The following is a 17,611-nucleotide window of genomic DNA, read 5'->3' on the forward strand; positions in this document are numbered from 1 at the left end:
AAAATGGCGGTAGAGTGTGCCGACGCCGACCCCCGCCCTGTCCGCAATTTCTCGTATGGGCACATCCATTCCGGCCTCGGCAAAAACCTCCGACGCGGTCTGAATAAGCGAGCCAATGTTCCGCTGCGCGTCGGCTCGCCGGCGCCGGCCGGCCGCCTCGGTCTTAACCGCGCTCGATGATTCTATCCTCTCTGACAAATTCTACCCCGCGGAATATGATTCCGTATATGCATAAGCGGACGATCGTTCCGTATATGGCACGAAGGATCGTGTTTGCCAAGTTCAAACGGAGAAATCACAAATGCATAACAAACCAGTCGCGCTCGTCACCGGAGCAAACAAAGGGATCGGCCTGCAGATCGCGAAAGATCTGGCGCAGCAGGGCTTCGCCGTACTTGTAGGTTCGCGCCGATTTGAAGCAGGCGAGAACATCGTTCAAAGCGTTGGGCCTGACGCCCAGACGGTTCAGCTTGACGTCACCAACGAGGCCTCGATTGCGCAGGCCGAGGCGCGTATCCGCGATACGTTTGGCCGGCTTGATGTTCTCGTGAACAACGCAGGTGTTGGGCATGGCGGCGATCCGGCTCGCAGCAATGCTCAGATTATGGTGGAAACGCGGTTGTCTGTCGTCGATTTAGATGAGCTCAAGACGGTATTCGCCGCAAACGTTTTTGGCGTCGTCGCTGTCACGCAAGCGATGCTGCCGCTTCTTCGCGAGGCGCCGGCGGCAAAGATCATAAACATATCCAGCGCGACCGGTTTTCTGACGCTGAACAGCGATCATTCACACCCGCTTCGCCAATATACGAGCACATACACGGCCTCGAAGAGTGCTTTGAATGCGGTTACGCAAGCGCTCGCGATCGAACTCGAAGGCACCAACGTCAAGGTTCATGCTGTCTGCCCGGGTCTTACTGCCACGGACATGAGCGAATATGGCGGATCTGTCGAGGACGCAGCGCGCGAGCCGGTGCGGGTCGCTTTGCTCGGAACGGACAGCCCTACGGGCACCTTCTCGAACGCCCAGGGCGCACTGCCTTGGTGGTTAGCCAGCGGCTGTCGCTGATGTCAGCGGCCTGCCACGCTCGAATGAGAACCCGAAATTGCGACCAGTGTTGAGACATTGCGGCATGCAATGCGTCAGGAGACCAGATGTTGAAAACAGCAAAATTTGTGCAGTTCCATCGGCTTGGGGGACCAGAGGTTCTGCAGTCGAAGACCTCCCGATGCCGGAGCCAGGGAAAGATGAAGTACGCCTTCGTATCAAAGCTTTCGCACTCAATCGGGCGGAAGCGCTTTTCCGTCAGGGGCACTACGTCATTCAGCCCGAGTTTCCGTCAAAGCTCGGTTACGAGGCCGCCGGCGTGGTCGAAGCCGTGGGTCCCGGGGTGGACGAAAAGCTGATTGGAAAGGTGTTTAACACCATCCCCAATTTCAGCTTCAGCCGTTATGGAGTCTATGGCGAAGTCGCTGTCGTACCCGTAACGTCGCTTGGCGTTTATCCCGATCATCTGACGCCAGAACAGGGCGCATCCGTCTGGATGCAGTACCTCACCGCCTACGGCGCCCTGGTCCACATAGCGAATGTTGCTCATGGCGATTTCGTCATGCTGCCGGCGGCAAGCAGCAGCACCGCAATTGCGGCAATGGAAATAGTGAAGGCCGAAGGCGGCAAAGCCATCGGCATCACACGAACCGCGAAGAAGGCGGCCGATCTTTTATCCTTAGGTTATGACCATGTGATCGTGAGTACGGATGAGGACATCGTTGAACGGGCAGCGGAAATCACCAATGGTAAGGGCGCGAGGATCATCTTCGATCCCGTACTTGGAAGCAGAATCCAGGCGCTGGCTCAGAGCGCTGTCTATCAGGGGATCTACTTCGCCTACGGTCTGCTAGACCAGCGACCGACCCCCTTTCCGGTTTGGCCAACCATGTCCAAAGCCCTCACATTTCGAGGCTGGGCTTTCCCGGAACTTTTCCGAGATCCAGAAACCCTGAAGAAGGCGAAAGATTATATTTTCAAACATCCGAGTGACGGCACCTTGAAACCGATTGTCGGCAAGATTTTTGCTTTGGACCAGATTGTGGAAGCTCACCGTTTCATGGACTCGAATGACCAGATCGGAAAGATACTCGTGAAGATTGAATGATATTGGTCGCGACCGGCTTTTTTGTTCGCGCTCGCTCAGCTTACGGTGAGCGGGACGGGGCGCTTGAAGACGTGGTGCTCGGTACTAGTCGTAGTGGCGGTCCCGAGCCCGCCAGTATTCGAAACCGATTGCCAAACCCCGGCTTTTGGGCGGCATGATGGAGTGGCTCGACGCCTTGGATCCTCGCCGAAGGAAGAAGCATCCAAATCATGTTGACGACCGAAGCACCAACCTACCTGGCAGGGTCACGGTTTCGGGATCGTGCTCGTTCTTTATCATGCGTATAATCACTCCGACCATTTCTCGAAGCGGCTGTTCATAGGTGGTGAGACCGTAGGCGGAGGAGCCGCCAAGCTCGTAATTATCGAAGCCGACGATGGCGATGTCGTCAGGCACGCTCAGGCCGAATTTTCCGCGAATCTCGTCCATCGCGCCCAAAGCAAGGATATCATTCTCGCACATCAACACATCGATACGGTCCTTCGACGTGCTTGACAGATAGTTCCGAATCCCCAGCGCACCTGCTTCGAAACTGTATTTCTCCGCAGCGAACTGCGCGATGTGTGAAATGCCCTTTTCGGACCAGAACTTGCTAAAATACTCTCGTCTCCTCAGTGCGGTCGAGAGTGCGGGCGCACCGCTCATGAAGCCCGGTCGTCTGTAACCCTTATCGTGAAGGTGATCGACGATTTCCCGAAGGGCAAGTTCAGCATCGCAGACAACAGCGGGAACGCCTTCTATCTGACTGTCGCGGGCTAACACGAACATTGGCGGGGTGCCATTTCCAAGCTGCCGATCGGTGAGCGTTTCGTCGCGAAATGCCGTGCCGAAGAGAATGATCGCGTCAACCTGCCTTTGGTCGGCGTGAAGGAGTGCATGGACATGGTCGAAATGGTGATTGATATTGATGAGCATTGCGACGCGCCCGACAGCCTGTAATTGCTCGGTTAGCGTTTCGAGAAACGGCAGCTTTTGCGGGTTGGCGAAGTCGTCCACAAACACTGCGATTTGGCCGGTCGACTTCGTCGCCAGACTGCGCGCCAACAAGTTTGGTGTGTAGTTTAGAGCCGCAGCCGCCTCCAGCACCTTGCGCTTGCTTTCATCGGTTATGGAAGCGCCTTCCGTAAACGCTCTGATCACTGTCCATTTCGAGACGCCTGCCGCATCCGCTACCTGTTTTGCCGTTGCTCGCTTGCGCATTGGGCCTCCGCTCGAAAATAGAACAAACATTCCATCCGTTGATTTTGGTGAAATGAATGCTTGCTTTTAGCTCATTTCGAGTTACTATGCACCTGCTTGCACCCGGTAGCAAACAAAATTGCACCCGGTAGCATTCGTTTCGCCGTCCATAGGAGTGGATGGCTCGGAGGAGAGAACAACATGAAATCGATTTGGAAGAAGCTCGCCTATGGTGTCGTCGCGCTCGGTATCGCCGCCTCGTGGTCTGTCGGGGTAAAGGCTGAGGAGCAGCTGAGCATCATCGCCGTAACGCACGGTCAGGCTTCCGATCCGTTCTGGTCCATTGTCAAGAACGGCATGATGCAGGCCGCAAAAGACAGCAACGTCAAGGTCGACTACCGCGCCCCGGAGACGTTCGACATGGTGGCGATGGCGCAGTTGATTGAAGCCGCCGTCAACCAACATCCGGCGGGCATCATTATTTCCAATCCTGATCCCGACGCGCTTGGACCGGCGATCGAAAAGGCGGTCGCGGCCGGTATCCCGGTCATTTCGATGAATTCCGGCATCGCTGCTCAGGAGAAGCTCGGCATCAAGCTGCATGTTGGGCAGGACGAAACCCCGGCAGGCATCAAGGTCGGCGCCAAGCTCAAGTCTCTCGGTCTCAAGCACGTCCTGTGCGTCAACCAGGAGGTCGGCAATGCCGCCCTCGACCAGCGTTGCGCGGGCACCCAGAAGGGCTTTGAAGGCGGTAAGGTGACGGTGCTTCCGACGACGGCCGATCCGGCTGAAATCGAAGCCAAGATCCAGGCTGCGCTGACCGCCGACCCGTCGATCGATGTCGTCCTCGGCCTCTCCGCTCCGCTCGTCGGCGAACGTGCAGTCGCGGTCGTCCAAAAGATGGGCGTCGGCGACAAGGTAAAGGTCGCCTCCTATGACCTCTCCGCAAACTTCCTGCAGGCGGTGGCTGACGGCAAGGCATTGTTCGCCGTCGACCAGCAGCCCTACCTGCAGGGCTATCTCCCGGTGACCTTCCTCGCGCTCAACGCTCGCTATGGCACCATTCCGGCAGGCAATGTCCCGTCGGGTCCGAGCTTCGTCGAAAAGGACACCGCGGCTTCCGTGATCGAAAAGTCCTCCCAGGGCATTCGCTAAGCGATGCCCGGCGGTCCCCAACCTCCCGGGGGCCGCCATTCTACCTGGCGTGCGTTGCCCATCGGATTTATCGTGAACTCTGGCATCTGCGTCATTTGATCTACCATTCTCAAAGGAACGGGCCATGTCCCTCGTCAAAGACCAAACCGGCGTGACAGCTTCACACGCCGATGAGCGGCTGAAAAAGGTGTCCACCGTTACCTCCCTTCTGCGCCGCCCCGAACTCGGAGCCGTTGCCGGATTGGTGCTCGTCGCGATCTTCTTCGTCTTCACCGCCAATCCAGCAATGTTCACGCTCGCTGGGATCATGAATTTCATGGCTCCGGCCGCGCAGCTCGGCATCCTTGCGATAGGAGCCGCCCTGCTCATGATTGGCGGAGAGTTCGACCTCTCCATCGGTTCGATGGTGGCCTTCGCGGGCCTCGTCTTCGGCACAGCGCTGGTGGTGCTCCAGCTTCCTCTGAGCGTTGCTATCCTGATCGCGATGGCATTCGCGGTTTGCATCGGTGTCACCAACGCCCAGATCACGATCCGGACGGGTCTACCGTCGTTCATCGTGACGCTCGCGTTCCTGTTCATCCTCCGCGGCTTGACGCTCGTGGGCCTCAAATGGGCGAGCGGCGGCTCGACCCAGCTTCGCGGGATGAAGGAAGCGGCAGCCAACAGCCCGCTCGCGCCGATCTTTTCTGGCGATGCCTTTCCGGGCTTGTTCAGGTGGCTGGCGGACCTCGGCGTCATCGCCAAGCTCCCGAGTGGCGCACCGCAGGTTCCTGGCGTCCCCGTTGAAATTCTCTGGTTCATCGCCATTGCTCTCGGCGCGACCTGGCTTCTGCTCCGCACCCGCTTCGGCAATTGGATCTTCGCGGCCGGCGGTGACGCCTGGGCAGCGCAGAAATCGGGCGTTCCGGTCCGCCGGGTGAAGACGACGCTTTTCGTGATCACAGCACTTTGCGCCACTCTCGTTGCGATACTGACCGTGCTCGACGCCGGATCGACCGACGCCCGACGCGGTTTCCAGAAGGAATTCGAGGCGATCATCGCCGCCGTCATTGGTGGCTGCCTCCTGACCGGCGGTTACGGCTCGGCGATCGGTGCTTTCTTCGGATCCATCGTCTTCGGCATGGTGCTGATCGGCCTGACCTACACGTCCATCGACCAGGATTGGTACCTCGTGTTCCTCGGCGGGATGCTGCTGATCGCGGTTATCTTCAACAACGTCATTCGCAAGCGCGTCACGGGAGAACGGTGATGAGCAACTCCAGCACGCCCATCGTCGAGGTCAAGGATCTCGTCAAACATTTCGGATCGGTGATTGCGCTAGCCGGCGTTTCCATGAAGGTCCACGCTAACGAAGTCCTCTGCCTTCTTGGAGACAACGGCGCGGGCAAGAGCACGCTCATCAACACGCTTGCTGGCGTTTATAAGCCGAGTTCCGGCGACTTCCTCGTCGACGGACAACCGCGCGTGTTCTCCGGCCCACGTGAGGCGCTCGATTCGGGAATTGCCACAGTCTACCAGGACCTCGCCATGATCCCGCTGATGTCCGTCACCCGAAACTTCTTCATGGGTCGGGAGCCTCTGAAAGGGTTCGGACCATTCAAGACGATGGACATGGAACATGCCGACAACGTGACCCGTGACGAGATGCACAAGATCGGCATCGACGTCCGCGATCCGCAGCAGGCCGTCGGCACTTTGTCCGGTGGCGAACGCCAGTGTGTCGCCATCGCCCGCGCCGTCTATTTCGGTGCAAAGGTTTTGATCCTCGACGAACCCACATCGGCGCTTGGTGTCGCCCAGACCTCCATGGTCCTGCGCTACATCAACCAGGTCCGCGACAAGGGGTTGGGGGTGATCTTCATCACCCACAACGTCCGCCATGCCTACGCCGTCGGCAACCGCTTCACGGTGCTAAACCGCGGGAAGACGCTCGGCACTTTTGCCAAGAACGAGATCGGCATCGACGAACTCCAAAACCTGATGGCGGGTGGCAAGGAATTGCAATCCGTATCTCAGGAACTCGGCGGCACGATCTAACGAGTTTTTCGAAAAACCAAACAGAGTTCGGCGCGCGAGCGCCGGGCCACGGACACTCATACCCAAAAATCAGGAATACCCCCAATGAGCAACTCCAATACCACCGCGTTCCCGTTGGCGGCCTGTGCCGAGATGCTGTGGCGCGACCGCCCGATCGAATGGCGCGCATCCCGCCTCAAGGAACTCGGCTTCGGCGTCGGCCTCTGGAACTGGCCGGAACACGACCTCGCCAAGCTTGAAGCAACCGGCGCGACCTTCACGATTATGAATGGTTACCTGACAGGTCGCCTGACTGACGACGAAGGTGCGGACGAATTGCTGAAGACCGCGCGCGAGACCGCACAGGTGGGCAAGCGTCTGGGCGTTCAGCGCCTGAATCTCCACGGGACGGGTCTCGGTGATCGCGGACTTCCGGTGCAGCCGATTGAAGTCGTGACAGGAGCGATGTGGCTCAAGGCGCAGGACACGCTTCGTCGAATAGTCGACATGGCCGAAGAAGAGAATGTCGTCTTCACACTCGAGAACCTCAACCTTCCCGTCGATCATCCCGGCGTTCCGTTTGGGCGCGCGGAAGACACGCTCGCGCTCGTTTCGAGCATCGACCATCCCCGCTTGCGCCTGAACCTCGATCTCTATCATGCGCAGATCGGCGAGGGGAACCTGATCGAGTTGTGCCGCAAGTCGCTGCCATGGATCGGCGAGATCCAGGTCGCAGATGTTCCCGGCCGCTGCGAGCCGGGCACCGGCGAGGTTAATTGGAAGGGCGTCGCCAAGGCGCTCGCCAACATGGGCTATGCCGGCCCGATCGGAATGGAAGCCTGGGCCGCCGGCGATTCCGACGAAGCGCTCGTCGCCTTCCGCGAAGCTTTCACTCTCTAATTCAGCAAACAGGATCACTCTCATGGCCAAGGTCAAAACTGTTAACGTCGGTCTCATCGGTGCGGGACGCATCGGCTCCTTCCATGGCGAGAGCGTCGCCAAGCGTCTGGTGCACGCCGAGCTCGTGGCGATCGCCGATCCGGCACCGGGTGCGGCCGCCAAACTCGCAGACAAACTCGGGGTTGATGCTTCATATACCGATGTCGCCGAGATGCTCGCCCATCCCGGGCTCGATGCGGTTGTCATCGCCACTCCCGCGCGCTTCCACACCAACGTCCTCGTGCAGGCGGCAGAGGCGGGCAAAGCAGTCTTCTGCGAAAAGCCGATGGCGCTCACCCTCGAAGATGCCGACCGCGGCATTGCCGCGGCCAAGGCCGCGGGCGTTCCGTTGCAGGTCGGTTTCAACCGCCGCTGGGACCAGGCATTCTCCGAAGGCCGTGCAGCCATCGATGCAGGCAAGGTCGGTGCGCCGCAGCTCATCCGATCGTTGACCCGCGATCCCGGTCCGTTCGGCGCCGATCCGGACAAGATCCCGCTCTGGACCATCTTTTATGAAACGCTCATCCACGACTTCGATACGCTCCTGTGGCTGAACCCTGGGGCGACGCCGGTCGAGGTTTTTGCGATGGCTGACGCGCTCGTCCGCCCCGACGCTCGCGGGAAGGGTTTCCTTGACACGGCCGTCGTCAATATCCGCTTCGACAACGGCTCGGTCGCCGTCGCCGAAGCCAACTTCTGCGCAATGTATGGCTACGACATCCGTGGCGAGGTCTTCGGATCGGGTGGCATGGTGACGATGGGGGATGTCCGCCGTTCGAGCATGACGCTCTACGACAAGGATGGCGTGTCAAACGACACGTGGCGCCGTGATACGGACCACTTCGTCCAGGGATACACGGCTCAGCTCGCATCCTTCGTCGATGCCGTAAGACGCGGCGAAGTCAAGGACGAGCCGACCGGCATCGACGCCCGCAACGCGTTGGCGATCGCTCTGGCTGCCATCAAATCCGTCTCCGAAAAGCAGCCCATTCGGCTGGCTTGAATAGGTCAAGGGTCGGCGGACGCGCTTGGCGTCCGGCGACATTGTGACGCGGATTAGCGACAAGACCGAATGATCAGCGATCTTTGATGTGCCGCCGGCCTTCCAACAGGGCACAGGGGAAACGCACATCGAAGTCTCAGTGTGGCAGGACTTTCGCTAAGGCCGGTTTGCCTTACGCCCGGAGATAGGTAACGCTCATGAACAAGAATCTCGACGTGATCACGATCGGCCGCAGCTCCGTCGATCTTTACGGCGCCCAGGTCGGCGGCCGGCTCGAAGACATGGGGTCGTTCAACAAATATATTGGTGGAAGTCCCACCAACATCGCCTGCGGAGCAGCGCGTCTCGGGTTGAAGAGCGCCGTCATCACGCGCGTCGGGGACGAACATATGGGACGCTTCATTCGCGAGCAGCTTGAGCGCGAAGGCGTTAATTGCCAAGGCGTGAAGACCGATCCGGAGCGTCTGACCGCCCTTGTGATTCTCGGTATTCGTGACGAAGACCAGTTCCCGCTGATTTTTTATCGCGAAAACTGCGCCGACATGGCCCTGTGTGAAGACGATATCGACGAGGAGTTGATCGCCCAGGCGCGCGCTTTTGTGGTGACTGGAACGCATCTCTCCAACGTGCGCACAGAAGCCGCCGTGATGAAGGCGCTGAAGCTTGCCCGCAAGCATAGCGTAAAGACGGCGCTCGACATCGACTATCGCCCCAATCTTTGGGGTGTCGCAGGGCATGGCGATGGCGAAAGCAGGTTCGTGGAAAGCCGCGCAGTCACCGAGGAGCTCCAGTCGACCCTGCATTTGTTCGACCTCATCGTCGGCACCGAGGAAGAGTTTCACATCGCCGGCGGGTCGACGAACACGGTTGATGCCCTGAGAGCCGTCAGAACGTCCACGGATGCTACGCTCATCTGTAAGCGCGGCGCGATGGGCGCCGTGGCGATTGAAGACTGGATCCCCAATAGCCTTGATGACGCCCAGAAAGGGCCGGGATTTCCCATCGAGGTTTTCAATGTTCTTGGTGCCGGCGATGGTTTCTTTGCCGGCCTGCTGAAGGGGTGGCTCGACGGCGAAGCCTGGCCGAAAGCGCTCGAATACGCGAATGCCTGCGGGGCGTTTGCAGTCAGCCGTCACGGCTGCACGCCGGCTTATCCAAGCCTTGAGGAGCTGGAATTCTTTCTGGCGCGCGGTGTGAAGCGGCCCGATCTGCGCAACGACCGCGAATTAGAGCAAATTCATTGGTCGACAAACCGAAGCGGCGACTGGTCGAGCATGCATGTCTTTGCCTTCGATCACCGCATGCAGCTCGAAGAAATGCCGGGCTATACGCTGGAACGCGGCGGCGCTTTCAAGTTGCTGTGCCTCCAGGCCGCGCAATGCGTTCAGAACGGCAGGCCGGGTTATGGCATCCTTTGCGACAACCGCATCGGGCGGCGTGCTTTGCATGCAGCTGCCGGAACAGGCCTTTGGGTCGGGCGCCCCTGCGAATGGCCGGGATCGCGTCCCCTCAAGCTCGAACCCGAACTTGGACTTGATTGCGGTGGACTCGATGAGTGGGCGCGTGACAATGTCGTGAAAGTGCTCTGCTTCTGCCACCCCTCCGATAGCGCAGAACAGCGCGCCGCCCAGGAGGAGACGGTCAAGAGGCTGTTCGAAGCCTCGCGTCGCAACGGTTTGGAGTTCCTCCTCGAAATCATTCCGTCGAAGGTTTCGGCAGTGAATGATGAGACAAACGCCACCCTCATCCAGCAGTTCTACGACATCGGCGTCTATCCCGACTGGTGGAAGCTTGAGCCGATGAGGACGAGCGAAGCCTGGACAAATGCCATTCGAGCAATCGAGCGGAACGACGGCAATACCCGCGGCATCGTTGTCCTCGGGCTTGACGCCCCTGAGGCGGAACTCGCGGCCTCATTCCAGGTGGCTGCCTCCTTCGACCTCGTCAAAGGGTTCGCCGTGGGTCGCACGATTTTCGGCGACGTGGCGCGCGCCTGGATGAAAGGTGATCTCTCGGACCAAGTTGCCGTCGCCGACATGGCGGCGCGCTTCGAACGGCTTTGCGGCATCTGGGACAGAGCACGCGGCGCGGCGAAAGGAAACTGACATGTCCACCATCCAGTTGACCGCGGCGCAGGCCATGGTGCGCTATCTCTCCGTCCAGATGACCGAGGAAGACGATCGTTTCATCGAGGGCGTCTGGGCGATCTTCGGGCATGGCAACGTGGCAGGGCTCGGCGAGGCTCTCGAAGGCATCGGCGACGCCCTGCCGACATGGCGCGGACAGAACGAACAGACAATGGCGCATACAGCGATTGCCTATGCGAAAGCGGCGAAACGCAGGCGCGCACATGCCGTGACGTCGTCGATCGGGCCCGGAGCGACCAATCTCGTCACGGCAGCCGCTCTCGCACATGTCAATCGCCTCCCGGTCCTGTTCATTCCAGGCGACGTGTTTGCCAACCGCCGGCCAGACCCAGTCCTGCAGCAAGTCGAGGACTTTGAGGACGGCAGCCTGTCGGCGAACGATTGCCTGAGACCCGTCAGCAAATATTTCGACCGGATCCATCGTCCAGAGCAGTTGTTGACTGCATTGCCACGCGCCTTTCGTGTCATGACCGATCCTGCGAACTGCGGCCCCGTGACGCTTGCCTTCTGCCAGGATGTTCAGGCCGAAGCCTACGACTATCCGGAAGACTTCTTCGCGCCGAAAGTCTGGCGCATCCGCCGCCCGGAACCGGATCGGCGCGACCTCGAAGATGTTGCCAATCTCATCCGCGCATCAACCAGCCCCGTCATCGTCTGCGGGGGCGGTGTGATTTATTCCGAGGCGGAAAACACCCTTGCCGATTTCGCCACGCGCCACGGCGTCCCGGTCGTCGAGACACAGGCGGGCAAGTCCGCGCTTGCTCAAAGCCATCCCATGAATTTCGGTGCGGCGGGCGTCGACGGCTCGGCAGCAGCAAACGAATTGTGTGCGAACGCCGATCTCATTATCGGCGTCGGCACCCGGTTCCAGGATTTTACCACAGGCTCGTGGGCTCTGTTCGGAAAACCGGGGCGCCGGCTGGTTTCCATCAACACTCAGGCCTACGACGCCGACAAACACGGTGCGATCGGACTGATTGCCGATGCCAAGGTCGCGTTGGAGGAGCTTTCGCGCCGTCTTGGCAGCTTTAAGGCCCACTCGTTCGATCCGAAATCGAGAACAGCCTGGTTGTCGAAGGTGGACGCGCACTGCGCTGCCCCTGGGGCCAGGCCCGAAGACTATCTGCCGTCCGACGCGCAGGTGATCGGCGCAGTCCAGAGGGTCTCTACGGAAAAGACCATCGCCATGTGCGCGGCCGGAACGATGCCCGGTGCCCTGAAGCTTCTCTGGCAGCCCGCGCAAGGCGGATACCATATGGAGTACGGCTACTCCTGCATGGGCTATGAACTGGCCGGGGCGCTTGGCATAAAGCTGGCGATGCCGGATCGGGAGGTCGTCTGCTTCGTCGGCGACGGCAGCTACATGATGGCAAATTCCGAGCTGGCGACCGCCGTCATGCGCCGGATCCCGTTTACCGTCATCCTGACCGACAACAGGGGCTACGGTTGCATCAACCGGCTGCAGATTCACTGCGGCGGTGAGGAATTCAACAATCTCTACAAGGATTGCGCTGTCGAGGCGCAGCCCGAGATCGACTTTGTCGCTCATGCCGCCTCGATGGGCGCGCATGCGGTCAAGGCGAAAAATATTGCCGATCTCGAAGTGCAGATCGTCGAAGCCAGAGGCAGGAACCGGCCGACGGTCATCGTCATCGATACCGATCCGAAACCGGGTCCGGGTGAAGGCGGTGGTGGCTTCTGGTGGGATGTTGCCGTGCCTGAAGTCGGACGCACCGAGAAATCCGAGACGGCGCGCTCAAATTATCTGCAGAACATGCGCCAGCAGAACCTGGTGAACTGAGGAGCAGCGATGAGCGATCTATTACGCAAGCCATTCGGCCGCCACGGGAAGGTCCACGAGATCACGCCGCAGTCCGCCGGCTGGCGATATGTCGGCTTCTCGCTCTACAAGTTGCGCGCAGGCGAGGAGGCTTCCGAGCAGACGGGAGCGAGCGAAGTGATCCTCGTCATGGTGGAGGGCAAGGCTGCCATCGACGCCGCAGGACAAGACTGGGGCGTTCTCGTCGAGCGCATGAACGTCTTCGAGAAGACTCCACCGCATTGCCTCTATGTTCCCAACGGGTGTGAATGGAATGTTCGGGCGCAGACGGACTGCACGATCGCCGTGTGCTCTGCGCCCGGCAAGGGCGGGCACGAAGCCCGGCGCATCGGCCCGGATGGCATCTCGCTTACAGAACGGGGCAAGGGAACGAACACCCGCTTCATAAACAATATTGCGATGGAGAACGAAGACTATTGCGACAGCCTCCTGGTGACCGAGGTTTTCACGCCGCCTGGACATTGGTCGAGCTACCCGTCGCACCGACACGACGAGGACGACTTCCCGCGCATCACTTATCTTGAGGAAACCTACTATCACCGCATCAATCCCGGCGATGGCTTCGGCATCCAACGTGTCTACACGGACGACGGTAAGCTCGACGAGACGATGGCGGTGTCTGACGGGGATGTGGTTCTCGTCCCGCGCGGTCATCATGCGTGCGGCGCACCTTATGGGTTCGCGATGTACTATCTCAACGTCATGGCGGGTCCGCTGAGAAAATGGCGCTTCATTCCGGCTCCTGAAGTCGAATGGATCATGAAACGCGACGCCTGACAGTTGGCGGAAACCAGCGACGACCAGGTTCGAGGACAATCCAATGCCACTCATGAAGTTTCACATTTACCGTGGGCGCAGCCCCGAGGAGATCGACACGCTGCTCGACGCCGCCCACGACGCCATGGTCCAGTCGTTCAAAGTTCCGGACCGAGACCGCTATCAGATCCTCAACGAGCATGAACCGAGCCATTTCCGGGCGCTCGACACCGGGCTCGATATCCCGCGCACGAACCGCTTCGTGATGGTCGAGGTCGTCTCGCGTCCGAGGACGACCGAGGAGAAGACCTCGTTTTATGAGACACTCTGTGCGGCGCTGCAGCAACGATGTGAGACCGCCTCGACCGACGTGATGGTGTCCTTCACGTCAAACACGGACGAGGACTGGTCGTTCGGCCGAGGCCGGCCCCAGTTCCTGACCGGAGAGCTCTAAAGGTCAGCCGCTTCGGGACTTTAACGGCAGCAGAGCAAATCGCAGACAAAAATCGGAAAGAGAATGAAATGAGCCAGCAATCAACCCTGCCTTCCTCCAAAGCGCGACTGGCTGTCAGTCCCTTATCCTGGGCGAACGACGTGCTTGAAGATCTCGGTGCCGATATTTCACTCGACACGTGTCTGAGCGACGCCGCCGCGAACGGCTATGCCGGCGTCGAGCTCGGACGGAAGTTTCCGCGCGAAGCCTCGGTCCTGAAGCCGCTGCTTGACAACAAGGGCCTTGCTTTGGCCTCGGGCTGGCATTCGGGTCAACTGGCGGAGAAATCGGTCAGCGAGGAGATGGCTTCCGTCGCTGCTCATGCCGAGCTCCTGAAGGCCATGGGATGCAGTGTCCTGGTCTATGGCGAGGTCGCGATGATGACGCCCGGATCACCGCTCGACGCGCCGATGTCGCAACGCCTGCTGATGCCAGAAACGGAGAGGGCGGGATACGCCTTGCGGCTGACCGACTTCGGAAAGCGTCTCTTCGACACATATGGGCTCAAGCTCGCCTATCATCATCACCTCATGATGGTCGCCGAAACCTTTGAGGAAATCTCCGCGATCATCGGTGGAGCTGGTCCTGATGCCGGGCTCCTTCTCGACACGGGCCACGCCGCTGCTGCCGGATTTGATTATGCGGATCTTATCGAGCGGTTTGGAGACCGTATCGTTCACATCCATCTGAAAGACGTTCGCAAGGCAATCCGCGCGGAGGTGCAGTCGAAGGATCTGAGTTTCAATGACGGAGTGCGGAACGGCATGTTCACGGTTCCAGCCGACGGCGTGGTCGACTTCGACCCGATCGTCCGCTTCGTGAAGGACAGTGGCTATGCCGGGTGGCTCGTCGTCGAGGCAGAACAGGATCCTGCTGTGGCGGCGCCGAAGGAGCACACGGCAAGAGCGTTCGATTTCGTTCAGTCCAAGTTCCGCGACTAACGACGGAAGCCTCGGTGAAACAATTGATGGAGCGCATCATACGGACCGGAACAAAGCCGTTGCAAAACCGGCCACAATTGACCAACTGAAAGACTTGATCGTAGCAACCAACCTGCGTCTTCCGGAGCAACAAGAGCGGGTTGCTCGGATCGCTATATTGGAGCCAGAGACCTTTGCCTTCGGCACGGTGGCCTCCCTCGCTAACAGATGTATGGTCGCACCGTCGACGGTCGTGCGTGCCGCCCAACGCTCTAGGTTTCGCCACAAGTCCTTGCAAAAGGCAAGATGCCTAGCGCGATGCAAACTCTCGCGTTCTTACATCAAGCGATCACGACCCGAGCTTGGCCGCCTTGAGCAACTCACCAATACTGCTCGATGAGGCGGGTGTGAGTTCATCTGGGACGTTGATGAAGAAAGTGCAGGCGTTCTGGAACACCTCAACACAGGTTCACAGAATCCTGACGACCCAATACGCGTTGGTAAGCACCGAGACCGTACCTCGCGCCAATTGTCTTGCATCAATCGCGGCATTGACGCCGAACGGCCCCAACTTTGATATTGCTCGCACGCTTCTAGCCGCCGTTCTCTAGCGCAACGACGGCTTGCACAATGGCATGGCATCGTGGGCCGAAACGGAGTTCGATGAGGCGACGCGAGTCCTCCTTACTGCCATGATGTACTGCCGGAAGAATTTATTGGTTAGCCCACCGATACCCTAAGGGTGCATCTTTGCCATGGATTTCGGGTTAGCTTGAACACGCCGCAAGCGGATCGCCTGCGATAGAGGGCATCCTCTGCGATGCGTGATGTGGATTAATTGACGGCATTCTTCGGCGATTTTTCTTTTAAAATGAATGGTGTAACTCTCTGACGGTCTCTGTTTTGGAATTTTCTCATCGCTAGGGAACAATTGCCCAAAAGCGAACATAGAGGACGTCAACATCGGTCTTTACTGACGGAAGTCTCGCAATTCGACATCGCTTTTGGGCCTAGGCTTGCCCATCAATTAGCTCCCTGCTGCGTTCCGGCCTCAGCTCTCCAATGCCTGCCATGCATGACACATAGCGCTTGAGAAAATTCTTCCGATAAGCCGGTACTCAAGGCGGAAATGCAATTCACTTTGCTTTGAAGATTAGAATATCTTCGCCTGTTAAAAGACCACTAAATATATAGGGTAAATTATCTAACTAACTGGACAGATCATCATCATGAACATCCTCGCGCTGAGTGGCAATGTCAAAAGACCGTCCAGGACGGCGTCTTTGGTGAACGTCGCCGCCGATCGCCTGCGGCAGCGCGTTGGTGGCCACGTGCAGTCCATCGAGCTTGTCGATGCGGCGCCCGTGCTCTTTCGCGCGCTCAGAGCAGATCAGCTCGGTGCCGAGGGCAAGGCGATCATTGCAGCGGTGGAAGGCGCCGATATCATCATCGTTGGATCGCCCGTCTATCGCGCGTCCTACAGCGGCGCGCTGAAGCATCTGTTTGACCTAGTTGATTACCGAGCGCTGGCGGGCAAGCGTGTTGTCCTGGCCGCAACGGGTGGTACACCATTGCATGGCCTAATGCTTGAACATCAATTGCGGCCGCTTTTCGGCTTCTTCAATGCGTTGACGGTCCCGACCGCAATCTATGCGCTTGAGGCCGACTTTACCGATCACGTACTCACGAATCCTGCCGTCCTCGAGCGCGTAGATCGAGCCGTCGAGGAGGTCGCGGCCATCACGCAGGCGCTCGACATTGGAGCGATCGCCGCGTCGGGAAAACACAGCGGATTGGCAGCCTAGCCCATAGAACGAAATTCAAGAGGGAGCCTTACATGACTTTTTCCAACGCCTCGAACGATCCGGTCAAATTTGCTTATTGGGTGCCAAACGTTTCGGGCGGCCTGGTGATTTCGAATATCGAACAGCGCACAAGCTGGACGATCGAATACAACAGAAAGCTCGCACAGATCGCCGAAGCGAGCGGTTTCGACTATGCCCTGAGCCAGATCCGTTTCACGGCAGGTTATGGAGCGGAGTTTCAGCATGAGTCCGTTTCGTTCAGTCACGCTCTACTTGAATCGACGACGACATTGAAGGTGATCGCGGCGATCCTGCCCGGTCCTTGGAACCCGGCCCTTGCCGCCAAGCAGATTGCCACCATCAATCATCTGACCAACGGGCGCGTTGCGGTCAATATCGTCAGCGGCTGGTTCCGCGGCGAATTCACCGCCATTGGCGAGCATTGGCTCGATCATGACGAGCGCTATCGCCGCTCGGAGGAGTTCATCCGGGCGCTTCGCGGTATCTGGACCGAAGACAATTTCACCTTCCGTGGCGATTTCTATCGCTTCAACAATTATTCGCTGAAGCCGAAGCCGATCGATCCACAGCCGGAAATCTTCCAGGGCGGCTCCTCCCGTGCGGCTCGTGACATGGCGTCGCGCGTGTCCGACTGGTACTTCACCAACGGCAACACGCCGGCCGAAATCCGCAAGCAGGTCGACGACATCCAGTCGAAGGCCAAGGAGAACGGCCATTCTGTGCGGATCGGGGTCAACGCCTTCGCAATCGTGCGCGAGACGGAGGAAGAAGCCAAGGCGGTGCTTGCCGAGATCATCGAGAAGGCCAATCCCGAGGCGGTCACTGCATTCGGACATGAAGTAAAGAACGCCGGCAAAGCGTCGCCAGAAGGCGAAGGAAACTGGGCGAAATCCTCTTTCGAAGACCTTGTTCAATATAATGATGGCTTCTGCTCGAACCTCATCGGCACGCCACGGCAGGTTGCCGAGCGGGTTGTCGCGCTGAAGCAGGCGGGTGCGGATCTGATCCTGCTTGGCTTCCTGCATTTCCAGGAGGAGGTCGAGTATTTCGGCAAGCATGTGATCCCGCTGGTTCGCGAACTCGAAGAGGCCGCCAGCACGCAGTCGGTGGCAGCCGAATAGGCTCGCTGCGGCAGCAAAATACCTCGCAAGTGAAACATGATGGGTGCGTGGGCCGATGGGTCC

Annotated in this window: 16 protein-coding genes; 14 read left to right on the forward strand and 2 right to left on the reverse strand. The window is 59.1% G+C overall.

The genetic code is table 11. The features are described 5' to 3' along the window. Window positions 1-198, reverse strand: a 198-nt coding sequence (locus PY649_RS32195) for a helix-turn-helix domain-containing protein (protein WP_285872975.1), incomplete at its 3' end; no start/stop codon positions are given. Window positions 199-301: 103 nt separating this feature from the next. Between PY649_RS32195 and PY649_RS32200 the strand changes: the two genes are divergently transcribed. Both PY649_RS32200 and PY649_RS32205 read left to right on the forward strand, forming a co-directional pair. Next, on the forward strand, window positions 302-1,066 hold the full coding sequence (locus PY649_RS32200; RefSeq protein ID WP_285872977.1) for an SDR family NAD(P)-dependent oxidoreductase: 765 nt from the start codon (window positions 302-304) through the stop codon (window positions 1,064-1,066). 160 nt (window positions 1,067-1,226) lie between these two features. Next, a complete protein-coding gene (locus tag PY649_RS32205; RefSeq protein WP_285872978.1) occupies window positions 1,227-2,153 on the forward strand; it encodes a zinc-dependent alcohol dehydrogenase family protein in 927 nt (308 codons plus the stop codon). A 207-nt stretch (window positions 2,154-2,360) separates the two neighbouring features. On the opposite strand, the gene PY649_RS32210 is transcribed toward PY649_RS32205, so the two are convergent. After that, window positions 2,361-3,353: a LacI family DNA-binding transcriptional regulator gene (locus PY649_RS32210; RefSeq protein WP_285872979.1), complete on the reverse strand. Its 993-nt coding sequence runs from the start codon at window positions 3,351-3,353 to the stop codon at window positions 2,361-2,363. 180 nt (window positions 3,354-3,533) lie between these two features. Between PY649_RS32210 and PY649_RS32215 the strand changes: the two genes are divergently transcribed. The 12 genes from PY649_RS32215 (at window position 3,534) to sfnG (ending at window position 17,548) form a co-directional block, all read left to right on the forward strand. Beyond that, window positions 3,534-4,487: a sugar ABC transporter substrate-binding protein gene (locus PY649_RS32215; protein WP_285872982.1), complete on the forward strand. Its 954-nt coding sequence runs from the start codon at window positions 3,534-3,536 to the stop codon at window positions 4,485-4,487. A 124-nt stretch (window positions 4,488-4,611) separates the two neighbouring features. Beyond that, entirely contained in the window at window positions 4,612-5,736 is a 1,125-nt protein-coding gene (locus PY649_RS32220) for an ABC transporter permease (RefSeq protein ID WP_285872983.1), read from the forward strand. After that, window positions 5,736-6,524, forward strand: coding sequence for an ATP-binding cassette domain-containing protein (locus PY649_RS32225; protein WP_285872984.1), 789 nt, complete (start codon window positions 5,736-5,738; stop codon window positions 6,522-6,524). The genes PY649_RS32220 and PY649_RS32225 overlap by 1 nt, the downstream gene beginning before the upstream one ends. An 84-nt stretch (window positions 6,525-6,608) precedes the next feature. Next, on the forward strand, window positions 6,609-7,403 hold the full coding sequence (locus PY649_RS32230; protein WP_285872985.1) for a TIM barrel protein: 795 nt from the start codon (window positions 6,609-6,611) through the stop codon (window positions 7,401-7,403). Window positions 7,404-7,425: 22 nt separating this feature from the next. Next, entirely contained in the window at window positions 7,426-8,445 is a 1,020-nt protein-coding gene (locus PY649_RS32235; RefSeq protein WP_285872986.1) for a Gfo/Idh/MocA family oxidoreductase, read from the forward strand. 197 nt (window positions 8,446-8,642) lie between these two features. Continuing rightward, complete coding sequence (locus PY649_RS32240; protein WP_285872987.1) at window positions 8,643-10,550, forward strand: bifunctional 5-dehydro-2-deoxygluconokinase/5-dehydro-2-deoxyphosphogluconate aldolase; 1,908 nt, start codon at window positions 8,643-8,645, stop codon at window positions 10,548-10,550. 1 nt (window position 10,551) lies between these two features. Further along, window positions 10,552-12,393, forward strand: coding sequence for a 3D-(3,5/4)-trihydroxycyclohexane-1,2-dione acylhydrolase (decyclizing) (gene iolD, locus PY649_RS32245; RefSeq protein ID WP_285872988.1), 1,842 nt, complete (start codon window positions 10,552-10,554; stop codon window positions 12,391-12,393). 9 nt (window positions 12,394-12,402) lie between these two features. Continuing rightward, complete coding sequence (gene iolB, locus PY649_RS32250) at window positions 12,403-13,209, forward strand: 5-deoxy-glucuronate isomerase (protein ID WP_285872989.1); 807 nt, start codon at window positions 12,403-12,405, stop codon at window positions 13,207-13,209. A 43-nt stretch (window positions 13,210-13,252) separates the two neighbouring features. After that, the gene (locus PY649_RS32255) at window positions 13,253-13,642 is read left to right on the forward strand and encodes a tautomerase family protein (RefSeq protein ID WP_285872990.1); all 390 of its coding nucleotides are present in this window, start codon (window positions 13,253-13,255) and stop codon (window positions 13,640-13,642) included. Window positions 13,643-13,710: 68 nt separating this feature from the next. After that, on the forward strand, window positions 13,711-14,622 hold the full coding sequence (gene iolE, locus PY649_RS32260; protein WP_285872991.1) for a myo-inosose-2 dehydratase: 912 nt from the start codon (window positions 13,711-13,713) through the stop codon (window positions 14,620-14,622). A 1,208-nt stretch (window positions 14,623-15,830) separates the two neighbouring features. After that, window positions 15,831-16,406, forward strand: coding sequence for an FMN reductase (gene msuE / locus PY649_RS32265; RefSeq protein ID WP_285872992.1), 576 nt, complete (start codon window positions 15,831-15,833; stop codon window positions 16,404-16,406). A 32-nt stretch (window positions 16,407-16,438) separates the two neighbouring features. Next, window positions 16,439-17,548, forward strand: coding sequence for a dimethylsulfone monooxygenase SfnG (gene sfnG / locus PY649_RS32270; protein WP_285872993.1), 1,110 nt, complete (start codon window positions 16,439-16,441; stop codon window positions 17,546-17,548). Window positions 17,549-17,611: the final 63 nt, after the last annotated feature.

The sequence above is a fragment of the Rhizobium mayense genome (genome assembly GCF_030272705.1).
GTDB classification, from domain to species: domain Bacteria; phylum Pseudomonadota; class Alphaproteobacteria; order Rhizobiales; family Rhizobiaceae; genus Rhizobium; species Rhizobium mayense.